Origin of the sequence: Lacisediminihabitans sp., assembly GCF_036404185.1 — a bacterium.
In the GTDB taxonomy this organism is placed as follows: Bacteria; Actinomycetota; Actinomycetes; order Actinomycetales; family Microbacteriaceae; genus Lacisediminihabitans.
In genome coordinates this window covers 1-15799 of sequence record NZ_DASWPB010000157.1, presented here as the reverse complement: position 1 = coordinate 15799, position 15799 = coordinate 1, and the positions used below count along the sequence as shown (strand labels likewise).

General features: G+C 69.2%; 15 protein-coding genes. 8 read left to right on the top strand and 7 right to left on the bottom strand.

Features of this window, described 5'->3' with window-relative positions:
* Positions 1–81: 81 nt before the first annotated feature.
* From VGC18_RS11200 to VGC18_RS11180, 5 genes are read right to left on the bottom strand one after another with little or no spacing between them, the layout of a single operon-like run.
* Positions 82–1392 (bottom strand): DUF58 domain-containing protein, encoded by a 1311-nt coding sequence (locus tag VGC18_RS11200; RefSeq protein WP_331097335.1) that lies wholly within the window; start codon positions 1390–1392, stop codon positions 82–84.
* A gap of 2 nt (positions 1393–1394) precedes the next feature.
* On the bottom strand, positions 1395–2369 hold the full coding sequence (locus VGC18_RS11195; protein ID WP_331097333.1) for a MoxR family ATPase: 975 nt from the start codon (positions 2367–2369) through the stop codon (positions 1395–1397).
* A gap of 4 nt (positions 2370–2373) precedes the next feature.
* The gene (locus tag VGC18_RS11190; RefSeq protein WP_331097331.1) at positions 2374–3576 is read right to left on the bottom strand and encodes a DUF4350 domain-containing protein; all 1203 of its coding nucleotides are present in this window, start codon (positions 3574–3576) and stop codon (positions 2374–2376) included.
* Complete coding sequence (locus VGC18_RS11185) at positions 3573–4211, bottom strand: DUF4129 domain-containing protein (protein WP_331097329.1); 639 nt, start codon at positions 4209–4211, stop codon at positions 3573–3575. The genes VGC18_RS11190 and VGC18_RS11185 overlap by 4 nt, the downstream gene beginning before the upstream one ends.
* Positions 4208–5341 carry a hypothetical protein gene (locus VGC18_RS11180; protein WP_331097327.1) on the bottom strand — a complete coding sequence of 378 codons (1134 nt, stop codon included), beginning with the start codon at positions 5339–5341 and terminating at the stop codon, positions 4208–4210. Before VGC18_RS11180 ends, VGC18_RS11185 begins: the two co-directional genes overlap by 4 nt.
* 125 nt (positions 5342–5466) lie before the next feature.
* Here VGC18_RS11180 and mtrA point away from each other — a divergent pair, with 125 nt between their 5' ends.
* From mtrA to secA, 6 genes are all read left to right on the top strand, one after another.
* Positions 5467–6147, top strand: coding sequence for an MtrAB system response regulator MtrA (gene mtrA, locus VGC18_RS11175; protein WP_331097324.1), 681 nt, complete (start codon positions 5467–5469; stop codon positions 6145–6147).
* 12 nt (positions 6148–6159) lie between these two features.
* Positions 6160–7761, top strand: coding sequence for an MtrAB system histidine kinase MtrB (gene mtrB, locus VGC18_RS11170; protein WP_331097322.1), 1602 nt, complete (start codon positions 6160–6162; stop codon positions 7759–7761).
* Positions 7754–9460, top strand: coding sequence for an LpqB family beta-propeller domain-containing protein (locus VGC18_RS11165; RefSeq protein ID WP_331097320.1), 1707 nt, complete (start codon positions 7754–7756; stop codon positions 9458–9460). Before mtrB ends, VGC18_RS11165 begins: the two co-directional genes overlap by 8 nt.
* A gap of 95 nt (positions 9461–9555) precedes the next feature.
* Positions 9556–10224 carry a ComF family protein gene (locus tag VGC18_RS11160; protein WP_331097318.1) on the top strand — a complete coding sequence of 223 codons (669 nt, stop codon included), beginning with the start codon at positions 9556–9558 and terminating at the stop codon, positions 10222–10224.
* Between the two features lie 155 nt (positions 10225–10379).
* The gene (hpf, locus tag VGC18_RS11155) at positions 10380–11072 is read left to right on the top strand and encodes a ribosome hibernation-promoting factor, HPF/YfiA family (RefSeq protein ID WP_331097316.1); all 693 of its coding nucleotides are present in this window, start codon (positions 10380–10382) and stop codon (positions 11070–11072) included.
* A 177-nt stretch (positions 11073–11249) separates the two neighbouring features.
* Positions 11250–14054: a preprotein translocase subunit SecA gene (gene secA, locus VGC18_RS11150; protein WP_331097314.1), complete on the top strand. Its 2805-nt coding sequence runs from the start codon at positions 11250–11252 to the stop codon at positions 14052–14054.
* Between the two features lie 77 nt (positions 14055–14131).
* Here the strand turns inward: secA and VGC18_RS11145 are convergent, their stop codons facing one another.
* Positions 14132–14587 carry an XRE family transcriptional regulator gene (locus VGC18_RS11145; protein WP_331097311.1) on the bottom strand — a complete coding sequence of 152 codons (456 nt, stop codon included), beginning with the start codon at positions 14585–14587 and terminating at the stop codon, positions 14132–14134.
* A gap of 27 nt (positions 14588–14614) precedes the next feature.
* Positions 14615–14824 carry a type II toxin-antitoxin system HicA family toxin gene (locus tag VGC18_RS11140; RefSeq protein ID WP_331097309.1) on the bottom strand — a complete coding sequence of 70 codons (210 nt, stop codon included), beginning with the start codon at positions 14822–14824 and terminating at the stop codon, positions 14615–14617.
* A gap of 114 nt (positions 14825–14938) precedes the next feature.
* Between VGC18_RS11140 and VGC18_RS11135 the strand changes: the two genes are divergently transcribed.
* Positions 14939–15166, top strand: coding sequence for a FitA-like ribbon-helix-helix domain-containing protein (locus VGC18_RS11135; RefSeq protein WP_331097307.1), 228 nt, complete (start codon positions 14939–14941; stop codon positions 15164–15166).
* Positions 15163–15573: a type II toxin-antitoxin system VapC family toxin gene (locus tag VGC18_RS11130; protein ID WP_331097305.1), complete on the top strand. Its 411-nt coding sequence runs from the start codon at positions 15163–15165 to the stop codon at positions 15571–15573. The genes VGC18_RS11135 and VGC18_RS11130 overlap by 4 nt, the downstream gene beginning before the upstream one ends.
* The last annotated feature ends 226 nt before the right edge of the window (positions 15574–15799 follow it).

The window sequence follows — 15799 nt, the reverse complement described above, 5'->3', positions numbered from 1 at the left end:
GGCCTCGGCGACCAGACGGGAGAACAGGGTATGCGTGGTCACGCGGATTTCAGTCATCGCAGCCAGAGTAGTCCTCCCTCCTCAGAGCCGTCCGGCCGCCTTGAGAGCGAGGTAGCGGTCGGCGAGGGCGGGTGGCAGGTCCGCTGGCGCGGCCGTCACCATCTCCGCGCCGAGCCGGCGGATGGCCGCCCCGACGCGGGTCAGGTCGAGCATGGCCCGCTCGGCCGCCGCCGCGAGATAGACCTCGTCGCGGTTCTCCCGGCGCCGGCTCGCGTCGAGGACCGAGGGGTCGGCGACGGAGGAGACCACGACCGTGTGCCTGCCGGTGAGCTGGGGCAGCATACCGAGCAGTTCCCTCGATGCCCCGGGCGCATCGACAGAGGTCATCAGCACGACGAGGGCCCGGTGAGCGGTGACCGAGCGGACGAGCGCCGGCACACCCGCCCAGTCCGTCTCGACGAGCTCCGGCTCGATCGGTGCCATGACGTCGACGAGTCTGGACAGCAGCTCGGCGCCTCCGGATCCCTGGACCCGCCCGCGCACCCGCCTGTCGTAGACGACGAGGTCGACGTGGTCCCCGGCGGCGGCGGCCAGCGCGGCGAGGAGCAGGGTGGACTCGAAGGCGGTGTCGAGGCGCGGCTCGTCGGCGATCCTCGCCGCCGAGGTGCGACCGCTGTCGATGACGATGACGACGCGACGATCCCGCTCCGGCCGCCAGGTGCGCACGACGAGGTGTGCTCCTCCCGCCGGATCGGTGCGCCTGGCGGTGGCCCTCCAGTCGATCGAGCGCACGTCGTCGCCGCGGACGTAGTCGCGCAGGCTGTCGAACTCCGTGCCCTGCCCGCGGATCATGAGACTCGTCCGTCCGTCGAGCTCACGCAGCCGCGCGAGCCGGGACGGGAGGTGCTTGCGCGCGACGAACGGTGGCAGCACCCTGATGGCCCCGGGAGCCCGGATGCTCGCCTGCCGCGCCAGCAGGCGCATCGGCCCGAACGAGCGCACGGTCACCTGGGCGGCACGGCGCTCTCCACGGCGGAAGGGAGTGAGCGTGGTGACGATCGCCCTGCGCTCGCCGGCCGGAATGTCGACCGCCGCCCGGGTGGGGGACGCGCCCGTCGAGGGCTGCCAGGCATCCCTGACCAGACCGCGGATCCGCCGACCACCCGAATTGGTCAGGAGCAGCCTCGAGGGAGCGGTCTCGCCGAGCCGCACCCTGGGCGGCAGGTCCCGCTCCACAGAGACCAGCCGCGGTGACCCGGCGATGGCCAGGTCGACGACCCCGACGATCGCCACGAAAAGGAGCCAGAGGACCAGCCACACGGGCTCGTCGAGCACCACGATCGGCAGCAGACCGAGCGCGATCAGCAGCACGAACCGACCGGACCAGGCCATGATCAGATCGGGACCCGGACCTGCTGCAGAACGGCGCGCAGGATCGAGTCGGGCGAGACGCCCTCCAGCTCGGCCTCCGGTCGGAGCAGGATGCGATGCCGCCAGACCGGCAGGGCCATCGCCTGCACGTGGTCGGGGGTGATCGCGTCGAAACCGGTCAGCCAGGCCCAGGCCTTGGCCGCGGAGAGCAGTGCCGTCGTCCCGCGCGGGCTCACCCCGAGCTTCACCGAGGGGCTCGTCCTGGTGCCGCGGGCGAGGTCAACGATGTACGCGAGGACGTCCGCGCTCGCTCCGACCCGGCCGACCTCCGCCCGGGCCGCGGCCAGCTGGCTCGCGTCGAGCACCGGTGCGACCCCCGCCGCACCGAGGTCGTGCGGATCGAATCCGGCCGAGCTGCGGACCAGCATCTCCAGTTCGTCGTCGCGCTCGGGGACCTCGAGCACGAGTTTGAGCAGGAAGCGGTCGAGCTGCGCCTCGGGGAGCGAGTAGGTCCCCTCGTACTCGATCGGGTTCTGGGTGGCGGCGACGATGAACGGCGCGGGCAGCGGGCGGGTCTCGCCGTCGACGCTCACCTGCCGCTCCTCCATGGCCTCCAGCAGAGCGGACTGCGTCTTCGGCGGCGTGCGGTTGATCTCGTCCGCGAGCAGGATGTTGGTGAACACGGGTCCGGCCCGGAACTCGAAGGCCCCGGAGGCCGCGTCGTAGACGAGCGAGCCGGTGACGTCGCCCGGCATGAGATCCGGCGTGAACTGGAGGCGCTTCGTCTCCAGGTGCAGCGCGCGGCTGAGGGCCCGAACGAGCAGGGTCTTCGCGACCCCGGGAACGCCCTCGAGCAGCACGTGGCCCCCGGCGAGCAGCGCGATGATGAGGCCGGTGACGGCGCCGTCCTGGCCGACCACCGCCTTGCCGACCTCGGCGCGCACCCGCGCGAAGTCGTCGCGGAGGGAGGGGACTGGACTCTCGGTGACGTCGGTCATGGCTTCATTCTCCCTGGATCTCCGGCCGGTTTCCGGGGCGGACGGCCGCGGTGACCGTCCGTTCGAGGTCGAGCAGCGCGTCGGAGAGCCGCACGAGCTCAGCATCGTTGCGCGGCACCGTCTCGACGAGAAGCGCGCGCACGGATGCCGGATCCATCCGGGCGGCGGCCGACACCGCCCCGATCACGTCCTCGAGGGGCGCCAGTCGCGGCAGGCCGCAGACCGCGGCCAGTCGCCCGACCGTGCCGATGCGCAGCGCGTCGAGGGCACGAAGCCGCGCCCCGCTCCTCTGGTACAGGCGTGCGCGCCCCTCCATCGTCTCGCTCGCCCGCACGGTGACGGGCAGGTCCTCGACGACCAGCGCGCCCATCCGCCGACCCCGCCAGACGGCCGCGGCGATCGCGACGACGGCCAGCAGGGCGAGGACCGGTCCCACCCAGGCCGGGGTGAGCTGGGCGATGGTCGGCGCCCCGGCGATCGCCGCGTCGTCGATCGTCGGCAGATACCAGACCAGGTCCCTCTCGCTCCCGAGCAGGCCGAGGGCGAGGGCCGCGTTGCCCCGCTCGGCCACCCGGTCGTTGCGGAGGGCGTCGGTGGTCCCGAGCACGACGATCCGGCCGTCCGCCCGGTCCACCTGGACCAGGGAAAAGACATCCGTGCCGGTGCCGAGGCAGCCGATCGTGGTGTCGCCGGGCTCCACGATGCGGTAGCCGAGACCCGCCGCGGAGACGGAGACGGCCCGTTCGACCGCGGGGACCGGGCAGTCCGCCATCAGCGCCTTCCCCGGGGTCGTGCCGGCGGGCGCAACCTCCGGTGCGAGGGCGCGCAGCTGCGCGAAGGCGGGGGCGAACAGCACCACCCGGTCCGCCCGCCCGGCGAGAGAGCGCAGCTGACCGGCACCGAGATACCCCTGCGGGTCGTAGAGGAACAGCGTCGAACGACCGGCGCCGTCGAGGACGGATGCCGCCGCGGCGAGGGTCGCGGGCACGTGGACCGTCACGCCGTGGTCGGCGAGCACCGCGGCGACCGCCTTGCTGCCGGCAGGTTCCGCGTTGCTCGCCGAGAACGGCGTCCCCTCTCCCTTCGACGCGCCGTTCACGGCGAGAGCGCCGAGGGCGAGCAGCACGAGGAACCCGGCGGCGAGGATCCAGAACAGCGACCGGCGGGTCGCCCGTCGGACGGTGGGGGTCAGGACGACGGAGCTCATCGGCGGGCGCCGGCGGGCTCTGGGCGTTCGGATCGGGTGTCGGCCTCCAGCGCCTCGAGGCGCCGGAAGACCGCCTCCGTCCCTTCGCCGCCCAGGTAGCGCACCTCGTCGAAGGCGACCGCGGCCGCGGCGAGATCGTCGGCGAGCGCCGGGATGGCCTCCCCGGCCTTGACGGCGACGTCTCGAGCGGTCGAGCCGGGCATCGCGGAGACGATCGTCCGCTCGTCGAGGCCGCGGGCGATGGCCCGGAACATCTCCTCGATCCCGATCGTCCACTCCGCTCTGGCGGCGGCGGCCAGCGCCGACCGGCGGATGTCCGCGGACCGGCGCTCGTCTCCCCGCCGGAACAGCGGTCCGGATGCGTCGCTCGTCGCGCCGAGTCGCGGGCGCCCGAAGACGAGAAAGGCGGCCACGATCGCCGCGAGCACGACGACCGTGACGACGACCAGCACCGGCCCCTGGGTCACGCCGTCGGTGCCCAGCCGGAGCGAGGACAGCCAGTCCCAGACGGCCGAGGACAGCCGGTCGAACCAGGTCGGCTTCGCGGCCTGATACTCGGGCTTCGAGAGCTCGACGACGATCCAGTGCCTGGCCTGGACGGCATCCGGGTCGACGGGGATGTCGAGGAGGTTCATGGTCGTGCGAGGCGTCCGGCCGGGAACGGGTCGGGCACGCTCGCGTCCCCCGCCTGGCGGGCCTCCACGAAACGCGCCAGCTCGAGGTCGAGGCCCTCCCTGCGGATGCGCAGGTCGATGTAGATGAGGGCGGTCGTCGACGAGCGCACGACGGAGCCGATGGCCGCGAACAGCACGGTGACGATGAAGGAGAGCAGGCCGAAGCCGCCGACCACCGCGATGGTCGTCGGGCCGCCCTGGCCGTTGGGATCGAGCAGGCCGATGAACATCGGGCCGAGGATGCCGAGCGGGATGGAGACCACCTGGGAGGCGCCGCCGACGATCACACCGACGAGCGCCTGGATGCCGAAGGTCTTCCAGAAGGACGTGGTGGTCAGCCCCCAGGAACGTCCCATCGCCTCCGGCAGCCTCAGCCGTTCGATCATCAGCGCGCTCGGTACGAGAGACAGCTTGGTGCCGAGCCAGGCACAGAGCACGAGGATCCCCGCACCGCAGAGCAGGCCCAGCAGCACCCCGATGACGATGCCGGCCGTCCCCGCCGTCACGACGAAGAAGGCGATCAGGGCGGCGACCGCTCCGACGCCGACGACAAGGGCGAGGACGAGCAGGAAGGCCCAGCCGATGAGTGCGCCGAGCCGCCCGCGCGCCCTGGCCCAGAGGGCGCGGAAGGTCAGCTTCTCTCCGACCGCGCCGCGGGAGACCTCGAGCACGACGATCCCCTGCAACACGGCGGAGGCGATCACCGACAGCAGGGCGGGGATGAGCGCCGCGACGATGATCAGACCCGTGGCACCGGCGGTGATGGTCTCGGAGTCCTGCTGGGTGCTCGACCCGATGCGCGACAGGGACAGGAACGTGGTGAGACCGACGAACCCGATGCCGAGAAGGGAGGTGATCCCCTGGAGGATCAGGGCCGCCCCCAGCGTCGGGCGGGGATTGTGCCTGAGCACGCGGAACGCCCCGCCGAGGATCGCGCCGAGATCGAGCGGGCGCAGCGGGATCAGCCCGGGCCTCGGCGGCGGAGTCCATCCCGGCGGAGGAGGCGGGGCGGAGGGCCGCTGTCCGGACGGATACGGCGGAGGAGCGGGCGGCGTCCGTCCCGGAGGCTGCCACTGCTGGTCATCACTCACGCGTGTTCCCCTTCGATGGTGCCCACCCCGGCCGATGCTGCCGCGATAATGCTTTCACACTCGACTACTCTTAGGCGAAAGCGATTGCATCCTGCAGATCGGGGTGCCGATTCAAAGACGGGACGATGACCGCACGCATTCTTGTTGTCGACGATGACACGGCCCTGGCGGAAATGATCGGCATCGTCCTGCGCTCCGAGGGCTTCGAGCCGTTCTTCTCCGCCGACGGCGGCAGTGCGCTGGAGGCCTTCCGCAACGCGGCACCCGACCTGGTGCTGCTCGACCTCATGCTGCCGGGCAAGGACGGGATCGAGGTCTGCGCGGAGATCCGCGCGGAGTCCGGTGTCCCGATCATCATGCTCACCGCCAAGTCCGACGCGACGGACGTCGTGCGCGGCCTCGAGAGCGGCGCCGACGACTATGTTGTCAAGCCGTTCAATCCCAAGGAGCTGGTCGCGCGCATCCGCACCCGCCTCCGTCCGACGACCACCGCCTCCAGCACGGTTCTGCACGTGGGTGACCTCCGGCTCGACGTGGCCGGTCACGAGGTCAAGCGCGGCGACAGCACGATCAACCTCACCCCGCTCGAGTTCGAGCTCCTGCTGGCCCTGGCGCTCAAACCCCAGCAGGTGTTCACGCGCGAGATGCTGCTCGAACAGGTCTGGGGCTACCACTACAAGGCGGACACCCGGCTCGTGAACGTGCACGTGCAGCGGCTGCGGGCCAAGGTCGAGGAGGACCCGGACAACCCCCGCATCGTCATGACCGTCCGCGGTGTCGGCTACCGAGCCGGCACGACCGGCTGACCTCGATCGACGATGAAGCCCCTCGACTGGCGGTCGTATCCCGGTCGGATCGTCCGCATCTGGCGCACCTCGCTGCAGTTCCGCACCGTGGCGATCACCGTGGTGTCCTCCGGGATCGCGGTCTTCATCATCGGGGGCTTCATCTCGATCAGCATCGGCAACAACCTGTTCGCATCCAGGAGCAACCAGGTGCAGGACGAGGCGAGGAGCGCGCACAACCTGGCGCAGGAGATCTTCGACGCTGTGCCGACCACCGCTGACCAGGGGGCGACGGTGGATCTCGACAGCCTGCCGGGGACGATCAGGGACAAGGTCCTGCCGTCGACGACGACGCCGGGCGGGACCGGATTCGAGCTGGTTCGCACCCCCGACCAGCAGACCGACCAGATCATGCAGTCGACGAGGACCACCAACTTCCCCGACGTCGTGACGGATGCGCTCCGCGCCAGGGTCGTCCGCGATCCGCAGCACGTGCAGTTCCAGTCGGTGTCCCTGGAGAACGGCGCGCCGGCGCTGGTCGTCGGCTCCCAGGTGAACGTTCCCTCCGCGGGCAGCTACGAGCTCTATCTCGTCTACGACCTCTCGCAGGTGCAGCAGACGCTCAACTACGTGCAGCGCACGATGGTGATCGGCGGTCTCGCCCTCGTCCTGCTCATCGCCGCCATCATGTACACGGTCGTCCGGCTGGTCGTCGGTCCGATCAGGGTGGCCGCCCAGACGAGCGAGAAGCTCGCGGCCGGTCAGCTCGAGGAGCGCATCCCCGAGAAGGGCGATGACGTCATCGCGACCCTGGCCCGCTCGTTCAACGGCATGGCGGACAGCCTGCAGCAGCAGATCACCAAACTCGCCGAGCTGTCCCGGCTGCAGCAGCGCTTCGTCTCGGATGTCTCGCACGAGCTGCGCACGCCGCTCACGACCATCCGCCTCGCCGGCGACGTGCTGTTCGACCAGCGCGAGAGCTTCGAGCCGTCCGCGGCCAGGACGGCCGAGCTGCTGCACACCCAGGTGCAGCGCTTCGAGGTACTGCTGGCCGACCTGCTCGAGGTGAGCAGGTACGACGCCGGCGCCGTCGAGCTCGAGCTCGACGCGACCAACCTGGTGCGTCTGGTCGAGGACGCCGTCGACTCGATGCGACCCCTCGCCGACGAACGCGGCTCCGAACTGCGCATCGTCGCCCCCGGCGGCTATTTCGAGGCGGAGATCGACGCCAGGAGGGTGCGGCGCATCCTCCGCAACCTGCTGGGCAACGCCATCGAGCACGGCGAGGGGCGTCCCATCGTCGTCATGGTCGACAGCAACGCGACGGCCGTCGCCCTGGCGGTTCGCGACTATGGCATCGGCATGAGGGACAGCGACGTCTCGAGGGTCTTCGACCGGTTCTGGCGGGCGGATCCGTCCCGTCAGCGCACCATCGGCGGCACGGGCCTCGGTCTCGCGATCTCCCTCGAGGATGCGACCCTGCACGACGGCTGGCTCGACGTCTGGTCGGAGCCGGGGGAGGGGACCTGTTTCCGGCTGACCCTGCCTCGGGAGCGCGGCATCCCGATCGAGAGCTCTCCCCTCGACCTCCCGCCGGCGGACGCACGGCTTCAGGAAGGGGCGCTGGATGTCTGAGCGGAATCGCCGAGGCTCGCTGCTGGTCGCGATCGCCGTCCTGACGGTCGGCCTGCTGTCGGCCTGCGTGAGCGTGCCGACCGCGGGGACGGTCAACCAGGGCCTCGCCATCACCGGCGACTCCGGCAATACGAGCTTCGAGTACAACCCCGACGGCCCGGTCGCCGGTGCCACCCAGCAGAGCATCCTCAAGGGGTTTGTCGCCGCCTTCACCTCCTCGACCGGCGGCTACGCCGTCGCACGGCAGTTCCTCGCCAAGGACTTCGCCGCGAAGTGGGATCCGCGGCAGAGCGTGCAGGTGCGGTCGGGGGCGCCGCGGCTGACGCAGCTGGACCCGAGCACCGTGCAGTACTCGTTCAGCACGATCGCGTCCGTCGACTCGACGGGGGTGTATCGCGAGGGATCGCAGTCGATCGCGCTGACGTTCTCGTTCGTCCAGGAGCACAAGCAGTGGCGGATCAGCGCGGTGCCTGACGGGATCGTGCTCACCGATCAGATCTTCCAGAGGGTGTTCGCCCCCCACGCGCTCTACTTCCTCGACTCGGGCAATCAGCACCTCATTCCCGACCTGCGGTGGTTCCCGAGCGGCACCTCCGCGGCGACCCGGATCGTGACCGCCCTGCTCGCCGGCCCCCCCGACTGGCTGAAGGGCGTCGCGTTCTCGAAGTTCCCCGACGGAACACAGCTCTCCGAGGACGGGAGCATCGTGACCGTGGATTCCGGGGTCGCCAAGGTGGACCTGAACAAGGAGGCGTCTGCCGGGACGGTCGATCTCAGGGACCAGGAGTACATGAAACTCCAGCTCTCCGAGAGCCTCAGCTCGGTGTCGAACATCTCGAGTGTGCAGATCTCGGTGGCAGGGACCCCGCTGGTCATCCCCGATCTCGGAACGGACACTCCGCAGTCCGACAACAAGGTCGACAGCCTGGCCCTCGTGCTGCGCAAGAGCGAGTTCGGCTACTACGCGACCACCAACAACAGGATCGCCCCGCTCAGCGGGATCAGCTCCAAGGTCGTCGCCCTCGATCCGCAGGCGGCGACGCTGTCCTCCGACGGCGACACCGTGGCCCTCAAGGGGACCGGAGGGGTCGCGGTCGTGCGCAGGGCGGCGGCGGCCGCGGTCGTGGACACCCGCGACAATCTGATCGCTCCGTCGCTCGACGAATACGGATACGTGTGGTCGGTCCCGACGGACGATCCGAATGCCATCCGGGCCTTCGACTCGGCCGGCGTCGGGCACGACGTGAAGCCGTCCCTCCCGTCGGACGCCCACATCGTCTCGCTCGAGGTGTCCCGCGACGGCGCGAGGGTGACCATCCTGCTGTCCACCTCGACGGGACCGCGGCTGCTCGTCGCCGGGATCCTCCGGGACCCCGACCAGAAACAGGTCCCGTTGAGCCTCGGGACCCCCGTGGTGGACGTTCCGCTCGACGAGGGCATCGCCATCGGCACCACCTGGGTCGACGACGTGACGGTCGCCACGCTGACCACGGCGGACGGCCAGTCCGATGTCCAGCTGTTCACGGTCGGCGGTCAGCGATCCTCGCTGGGCACGCTCAAGCCGGCCAGGGAGATCGTCGGGGGCAACGGGCAGGAGGGTCTCCGCGTGCTCGGCAATGACTCGGCGATCTGGACCTACGGGGGCAGCAGCTGGCAGAGCGGTAAGGCGAAGGTCGACCTCATCGCGGTCCAGCGCTGAGCGAGCCGCTCCTCGACAGCCGGCTCGTCCTGCTCCCGCGCACAACCGGGCCGCTCCGGTGGTGCGCGACCCCGCGACCCGGCGAGAATTCCCGGATGACGGTCCCGGCACGCATCCTCGCGATCGAGGCGTTGCGAGACGCCCTGGCCGTCCTCCTGCCGGTGAGCTGCGCGGGATGCGGAGCGGATGGGCGCACGCTGTGCGCCGCCTGCCTGGCAGACCTGCAGCCCGTGCCGCGCAGCCGGCCGCTCTCTGATGGCACCGCCCTCGTCTCCGCCCTGCGCTACGAGGGGGTGGTGAGCCGCTGCATCCTCGCCGTCAAGGAGGAGGGCAGGACGGATGCCGCGCGCGCCCTCTCCCGCCCGCTCGCCGCGGCCGTGGGCCTCGCGCTGAGCGACGTGCCTCCCGGGCGGCCGGTCGAACTCGTCACCATCCCGTCGAGTCGGCGCGCGGTTCGCCGCCGCGGCTACGATCCGGTCCGGCTGCTGCTGCGCCGTGCAGGACTTCCGGCTCCGGCATCCGGACTCCTGAGCAGCCGGGCCCGTGACGATCAGAAGCGGCTTGGCCGGGCGGACCGGTGGCACAACCTCGAGAATGCGATGCGCGCGAGAGGACGGCTGGACGGACGCCGCTTCCTCCTCGTCGACGACGTCGTCACCACGGGATCGACCCTGCTTGAGGCGGCGAGAGCACTTCGTGCGGCGGGAGCGGAAGTGGTCGCCGCCGCCACCCTCGCGGCGACCCCGAGGCGCTTCCCACCCTGACCTGCGTGCCGACGTGAATGGATACCTGGCAATGCGGCGGACAGGCGCCGGAAAGCCGTGACACGGGCGGGTCGACGGGGCTACGGTGGGGAAAAGAGGCGCGGAACATCGCCTGGTCCACCGGGCGTCGCGCCTCACGGGACTGGGAGGACGCCATGGAAATTTCCATCAACGGTCTGGGACTCGGGATCACCGATCGATTCCGCGACTATGCGACGGAAAAGGCCGAGAAGATAGCCCATCTCGCCGAAAAGGCGCTCGCCTTCGAGGTCAAGGTCAGCAGGCACAGCGGCAAGAACGGATCGAGCGGCGACGATCGGGTCGAGCTCACCCTGATCGGACCCGGCCCGCTCGTGCGTGCGGAGTCGAGCGGATCCGACAAGTACGTCGCGCTGGACCTCGCGCTCGACAAGCTCATCGAGCGCCTCCGTCGGGCGAAGGACCGCCAGAAGGTCCACCGCGGCAAGCATCGCCCGACCTCGCTCCGCGAGGCGAGTGCGGGCGGCTTCAGCGTCACGGACATCCGACCGGCGGACGCCTCCGTGCTGGAGCAGGTGCGCACGGGAACGATCGATGTCGTCGCCGATGCCGGGGAACCGGCCGAGGAGGAGTGGAGCCCCGTCGTCATCCGCAAGAAGGTGTTCGCCTCGATGCCGATGACCGTCGATGACGCGCTCTATTACATGGAGCTCGTCGGTCACGACTTCTATCTGTTCATCGACGCGGAGACGGATCGCCCGAGCGTGGTCTACCGGCGCAAGGGCTGGGATTACGGCGTGATCGCGCTCGACGACGACGCCAAGGAGCTGCAGGAGGTCGCGACCGCGACCCGCAAGATGCGTGGATGACGCTCCGACGGCGACGGGAGGCGTCTGCGGGCGCCTCCCGTCGCCGTCGCCCGCAGTCTATTGACGCGGAATGGTCAGGAAAGCCGAGGGATAGGCTTGCTACGATTACGAATTGGTCACAGGCGAGCCGTCGTGCCCGCCCTGCACCGTAGCCCTGACAAACACCTGGAGTGACTAGTGGCCAACGTCCTTGAAAGGGTCCTGCGTGTCGGCGAGGGCCGTACCCTCCGTCGGCTGGAGCGTTATGCGCAGGCCGTGAACCACCTCGAAGACGACTTCAAGGAGCTCACCGACGACGAGCTCAAGAACGAGACCCGCGAGTTCCGCGAGCGCTATTCCAACGGGGAGTCCCTCGAGGACCTGCTGCCGGAGGCCTTCGCCGCCGTGCGCGAGGCATCCGTCCGCACCCTGGGCCTGCGCCACTTCGACGTCCAGCTCATGGGAGGCGCAGCCCTCCACCTCGGCAACATCGCCGAGATGAAGACGGGGGAGGGCAAGACCCTGGTCGCCACCCTTGCCGCCTACCTCAACGCCATCCCCTCCCGCGGCGTGCACGTGGTCACCGTCAACGACTACCTCGCCAGCTACCAGTCAGAGCTGATGGGCCGCATCTTCCGCGCCCTCGGCATGAGCACGGGTGTCATCCTCTCCGGGCAGACCCCCGCGGAACGGCGTGAGCAGTACGCCGCCGACATCACCTACGGCACGAACAACGAGTTCGGATTCGACTACCTGCGCGACAACATGGCCTGGCAGGCCAGCGACATGGTGCAGCGCGGTCACAACTTCGCGATCGTCGACGAGGTGGACTCGATCCTCATCGACGAGGCCCGCACCCCGCTGATCATCTCCGGGCCGGCCTCCGGCGAGGCCAACCGCTGGTTCGCCGAGTTCGCGAACCTCGCCAAGCGGCTGGTTCCGGATGTCGACTACGAGGTCGACGAGAAGAAGCGCACGGTCGGCGTGCTCGAGCCCGGCATCGAGAAGGTCGAGGACTATCTCGGCATCGACAACCTCTACGAGTCGGCGAACACCCCGCTCATCTCGTTCCTCAACAACTCGATCAAGGCGACCGCCCTGTTCAAGAAGGACAAGGACTACGTCGTCATGAACGGCGAGGTGCTCATCGTCGACGAGCACACCGGCCGCATCCTCATGGGACGCCGGTACAACGAGGGCATCCACCAGGCGATCGAGGCGAAGGAGGGTGTTGAGGTCAAGGCCGAGAACCAGACCCTCGCCACCGTCACCCTGCAGAACTACTTCCGCCTCTACAACAAGCTCTCCGGCATGACCGGTACCGCCGAGACGGAGGCGTCCGAGTTCATGAGCACCTACAAGCTCGGCGTCGTCACGATCCCGACGAACAAGCCGATGCTGCGCATCGACCAGTCCGACCTCGTCTACAAGAACGAGGAGGCCAAGTTCGCTCAGGTGGTCGAGGACATCGTGAAGCGCCACGAGAAGGGCCAGCCCGTGCTCGTCGGCACCACGAGCGTCGAGAAGAGCGAGTACCTCTCCAAGCTGCTCGCCAAGCGCGGGGTCAAGCACGAGGTGCTCAACGCGAAGAACCACGCCAGAGAGGCTGCGATCGTCGCTCAGGCGGGCCGGCTCGGCCAGGTCACGGTGGCGACCAACATGGCCGGCCGTGGCACCGACGTCATGCTCGGTGGCAACGCCGAGTTCCTCGCCGTCGCCGAGATGAACCAGCGTGGGCTCAGCCCGATCGAGACCCCTGAGGAGTACGAGAAGGAGTGGGACGCGGTCTTCGACCGGGTCAAGGCACTCGTGGCCGAGGAGGCAGAGAAGGTCGTCGAGGCCGGCGGCCTCTACGTGCTCGGCACGGAGCGCCACGAGTCGCGTCGCATCGACAACCAGCTTCGTGGCCGGTCCGGTCGTCAGGGCGACCCCGGCGAGAGCCGCTTCTACCTCTCGCTCACCGACGACCTCATGCGGCTGTTCAACTCCGCGGCCGCGGAGTCGCTCATGGGACGGGGCAACGTGCCGGACGACCTGGCCATCGAATCGAAGGTCGTCAGCCGGGCCATCCGCAGCGCCCAGAGCCAGGTCGAGGCGCGCAACGCCGAGATCCGCAAGAACGTGCTCAAGTACGACGATGTGCTCAACCGTCAGCGCGAGGCGATCTACGGGGACCGCAGGCACATCCTCGAGGGCGACGACCTGCAGGATCGCACGCAGAAGTTCCTCGAGGACGTCATCACCGAGGTCGTCGACGTGCACACGGCCGAGGGGCACGCGGACGACTGGGACTTCGAGGCCATGTTCGCCGAGCTGCGCACCCTCTACCCGGTCTCGATCACCGTCGACGAGCTGCTCACCGAGGCGGGCTCGCGCAGCAAGATCACGAGCGAGTTCCTCACCGAGGAGATCCTGTCGGATGCCCGGGTGCAGTACGAGGCGCGGACCAAGGCGCTCGGCGAGCCGGCGATGCGGGAGCTCGAGCGCCGGGTGGTGCTCTCCGTCATCGACCGCCGCTGGCGCGACCACCTCTACGAGATGGACTATCTCAAGGACGGCATCGGGCTGCGGGCCATGGCCCAGCGCGACCCGCTCGTCGAATACCAGCGCGAGGGTTTCGCCCTCTACCAGAGCATGATGGGCCAGATCCGCGAGGAGTCGGTGGGCTTCCTGTTCAACCTCGAGGTCGAGGTCACCGGGGGAGAGGCGACGGCCGCCGTCCCGACCGTCGCGGCCAAGGGCCTCGGCGGCTCTGCGGCTCCCGTCGAGCGGCTCAGCTACTCGGCGCCGAACGCCGACAGCCAGGGCGAGGTGGAGGTGCGCAACGCGCGCGGCCAGCTCGACCGCGCATCCACGGCCAAGGCCCAGGAGGCCTCCGGCACCGGCTCGTCCTTCGGCCCGGCGGCGACCGCGGCGGGACAGCGCGGCGCCTTCGGCCAGCGCACGGGGCCGGCACCGGCCAACCGCGCGGAGCGTCGGGCGCAGGACAAGCGCAAGGGCTGAGCCCGGCCTCGACGGGAGATGCTGGTGAGTCGGTCGCTAGAGCGTGAGTAAATCGCCGCAACTGACCGGGGCGGAAGTCACGATGAGGCGACCGATTCAGATGTAGTCTCCGCACTCTGCGCGAGCTGTTGGACTCGTTGCCGGGAGATGCCGAGCAACCGAGCTGAGACATCCAAGGTGTACCCCTCCGCGCGGAGAGTCTGCACCGCGCGCCGACGGAGGAGCGCGGCACGCTGGACGGCGTCGCGCGCCTCGGCCTCCGCAGTTGCCCCTTCGTTCCACAGTCGGCGAACGGCCTCAGGAGTGTCGAGCGTAACCCGGACGTCGAGTGTGTTCTGGTCAGCGTCGAGCCAGACGGCTGCAAGGTCGGTGGCCGCTTCCTGAAGGTCCTTGACCGATACCGCGCCGCCAACCGCGTGCATGCCTCGTCCTTCGGGTCCGTCCGACATCAGCTCTGGGATCTCGATCGTCCACCACTTGCCGCCATCGCGGTAGGCATGTGCCTCCACAACACGACGATCAGTTCCTGCCATTGCCGTTCCTCCCTGCCGTCATACCGTCTAATTCCATTCGTGGGGTGTGTCCGGGAACAACTCTTGAAGCTGTCGAATTACACCCGGTGAGACCTCGCCTTTGTGCGCCACCAGAGAGAAAATTTGGTTAGTCTCTTCCGGTCCCCAAATTTCATGGCTGCCTCTTTGGCGCTTGAAAACCCAGCCCTTGGATTTCAGGAATTTTGTAACATCCCTGTACCTCTGTGGCTTGGTCACGAGCCTATGCTAGTTCCCCCTTGCGTTTCATGACAAGGGGGGGCTGCCGGGATGGTTTCACGCTATTTGTGATCTGGATTGCTATCATTGATAGCACTTCTGGAGGGGGCAGCCATGCCGGCGATCATCGTTCGCAACCTGACCGACGAGGTCCAGCGTGGGCTCAAGCGGCGTGCGGCGGCGCACAACCGGTCGATGGAAGCCGAGGTTCGCGCCATCCTGAGCGCGGCGGTCGGGGGAGACGGCTTTTCCTCCGCGTGGGTCGACGGTGTGGCGGCGTTCCGCGGTGACCCGCTTCCTGTCCCGCCCCGTTCCGCGCCCCGTGACGCGGAGTCCCTGTGATCGTGCTCGACACCAACGTGCTCTCTGAGCCTCTGCGGGCGCAGCCAGATCCTCGGGTGCTCGGGTGGTTTGCGGCGCTCACGGAGGAGACGACGCTGACGGCGATCAGCGTCGGTGAGATCCTCATCGGCGTGCGGCGACTTCCGGAGGGCCGTCGGCGTTCCGGTCTGACCGCGGCGATCGACCGCCTCCTCGCGAGCTATGCCGACCAGGTGATGCCCTACGACGAGCCGGCAGCCCGGGTCTACGCCGGGCTGCAGGAATCCCGGCGGGCGGCCGGTCGTCCGCTCAGTGTGGAGGACGGGATGATCGCGGCCGTGTGCCTTCACCGCGGTGCACGGCTGGCTACGCGCAACGTCAGGGACTTCGACGGTCTCGGCGTCGACCTGATCAATCCCTGGGAATGATGGATTGTCGACAGGGAACGCGCCGTCAACCCCTGCCCTTTCGTTTTCCCGGTGTCTAGGCTGGCGGCATGAGGTCAAAATTCCTGTTTCTCGTCGGGCTTGCGGCCGGGTATGTGCTCGGGGCCCGCGCGGGTCGTGAGCGTTACGAGCAGCTGCGGTCCCTCGCGCGCGGATTCTGGGAGGACCCCAGGGTGCGCAAGGCACGCAGCGAGGCGGAGGCCTACGC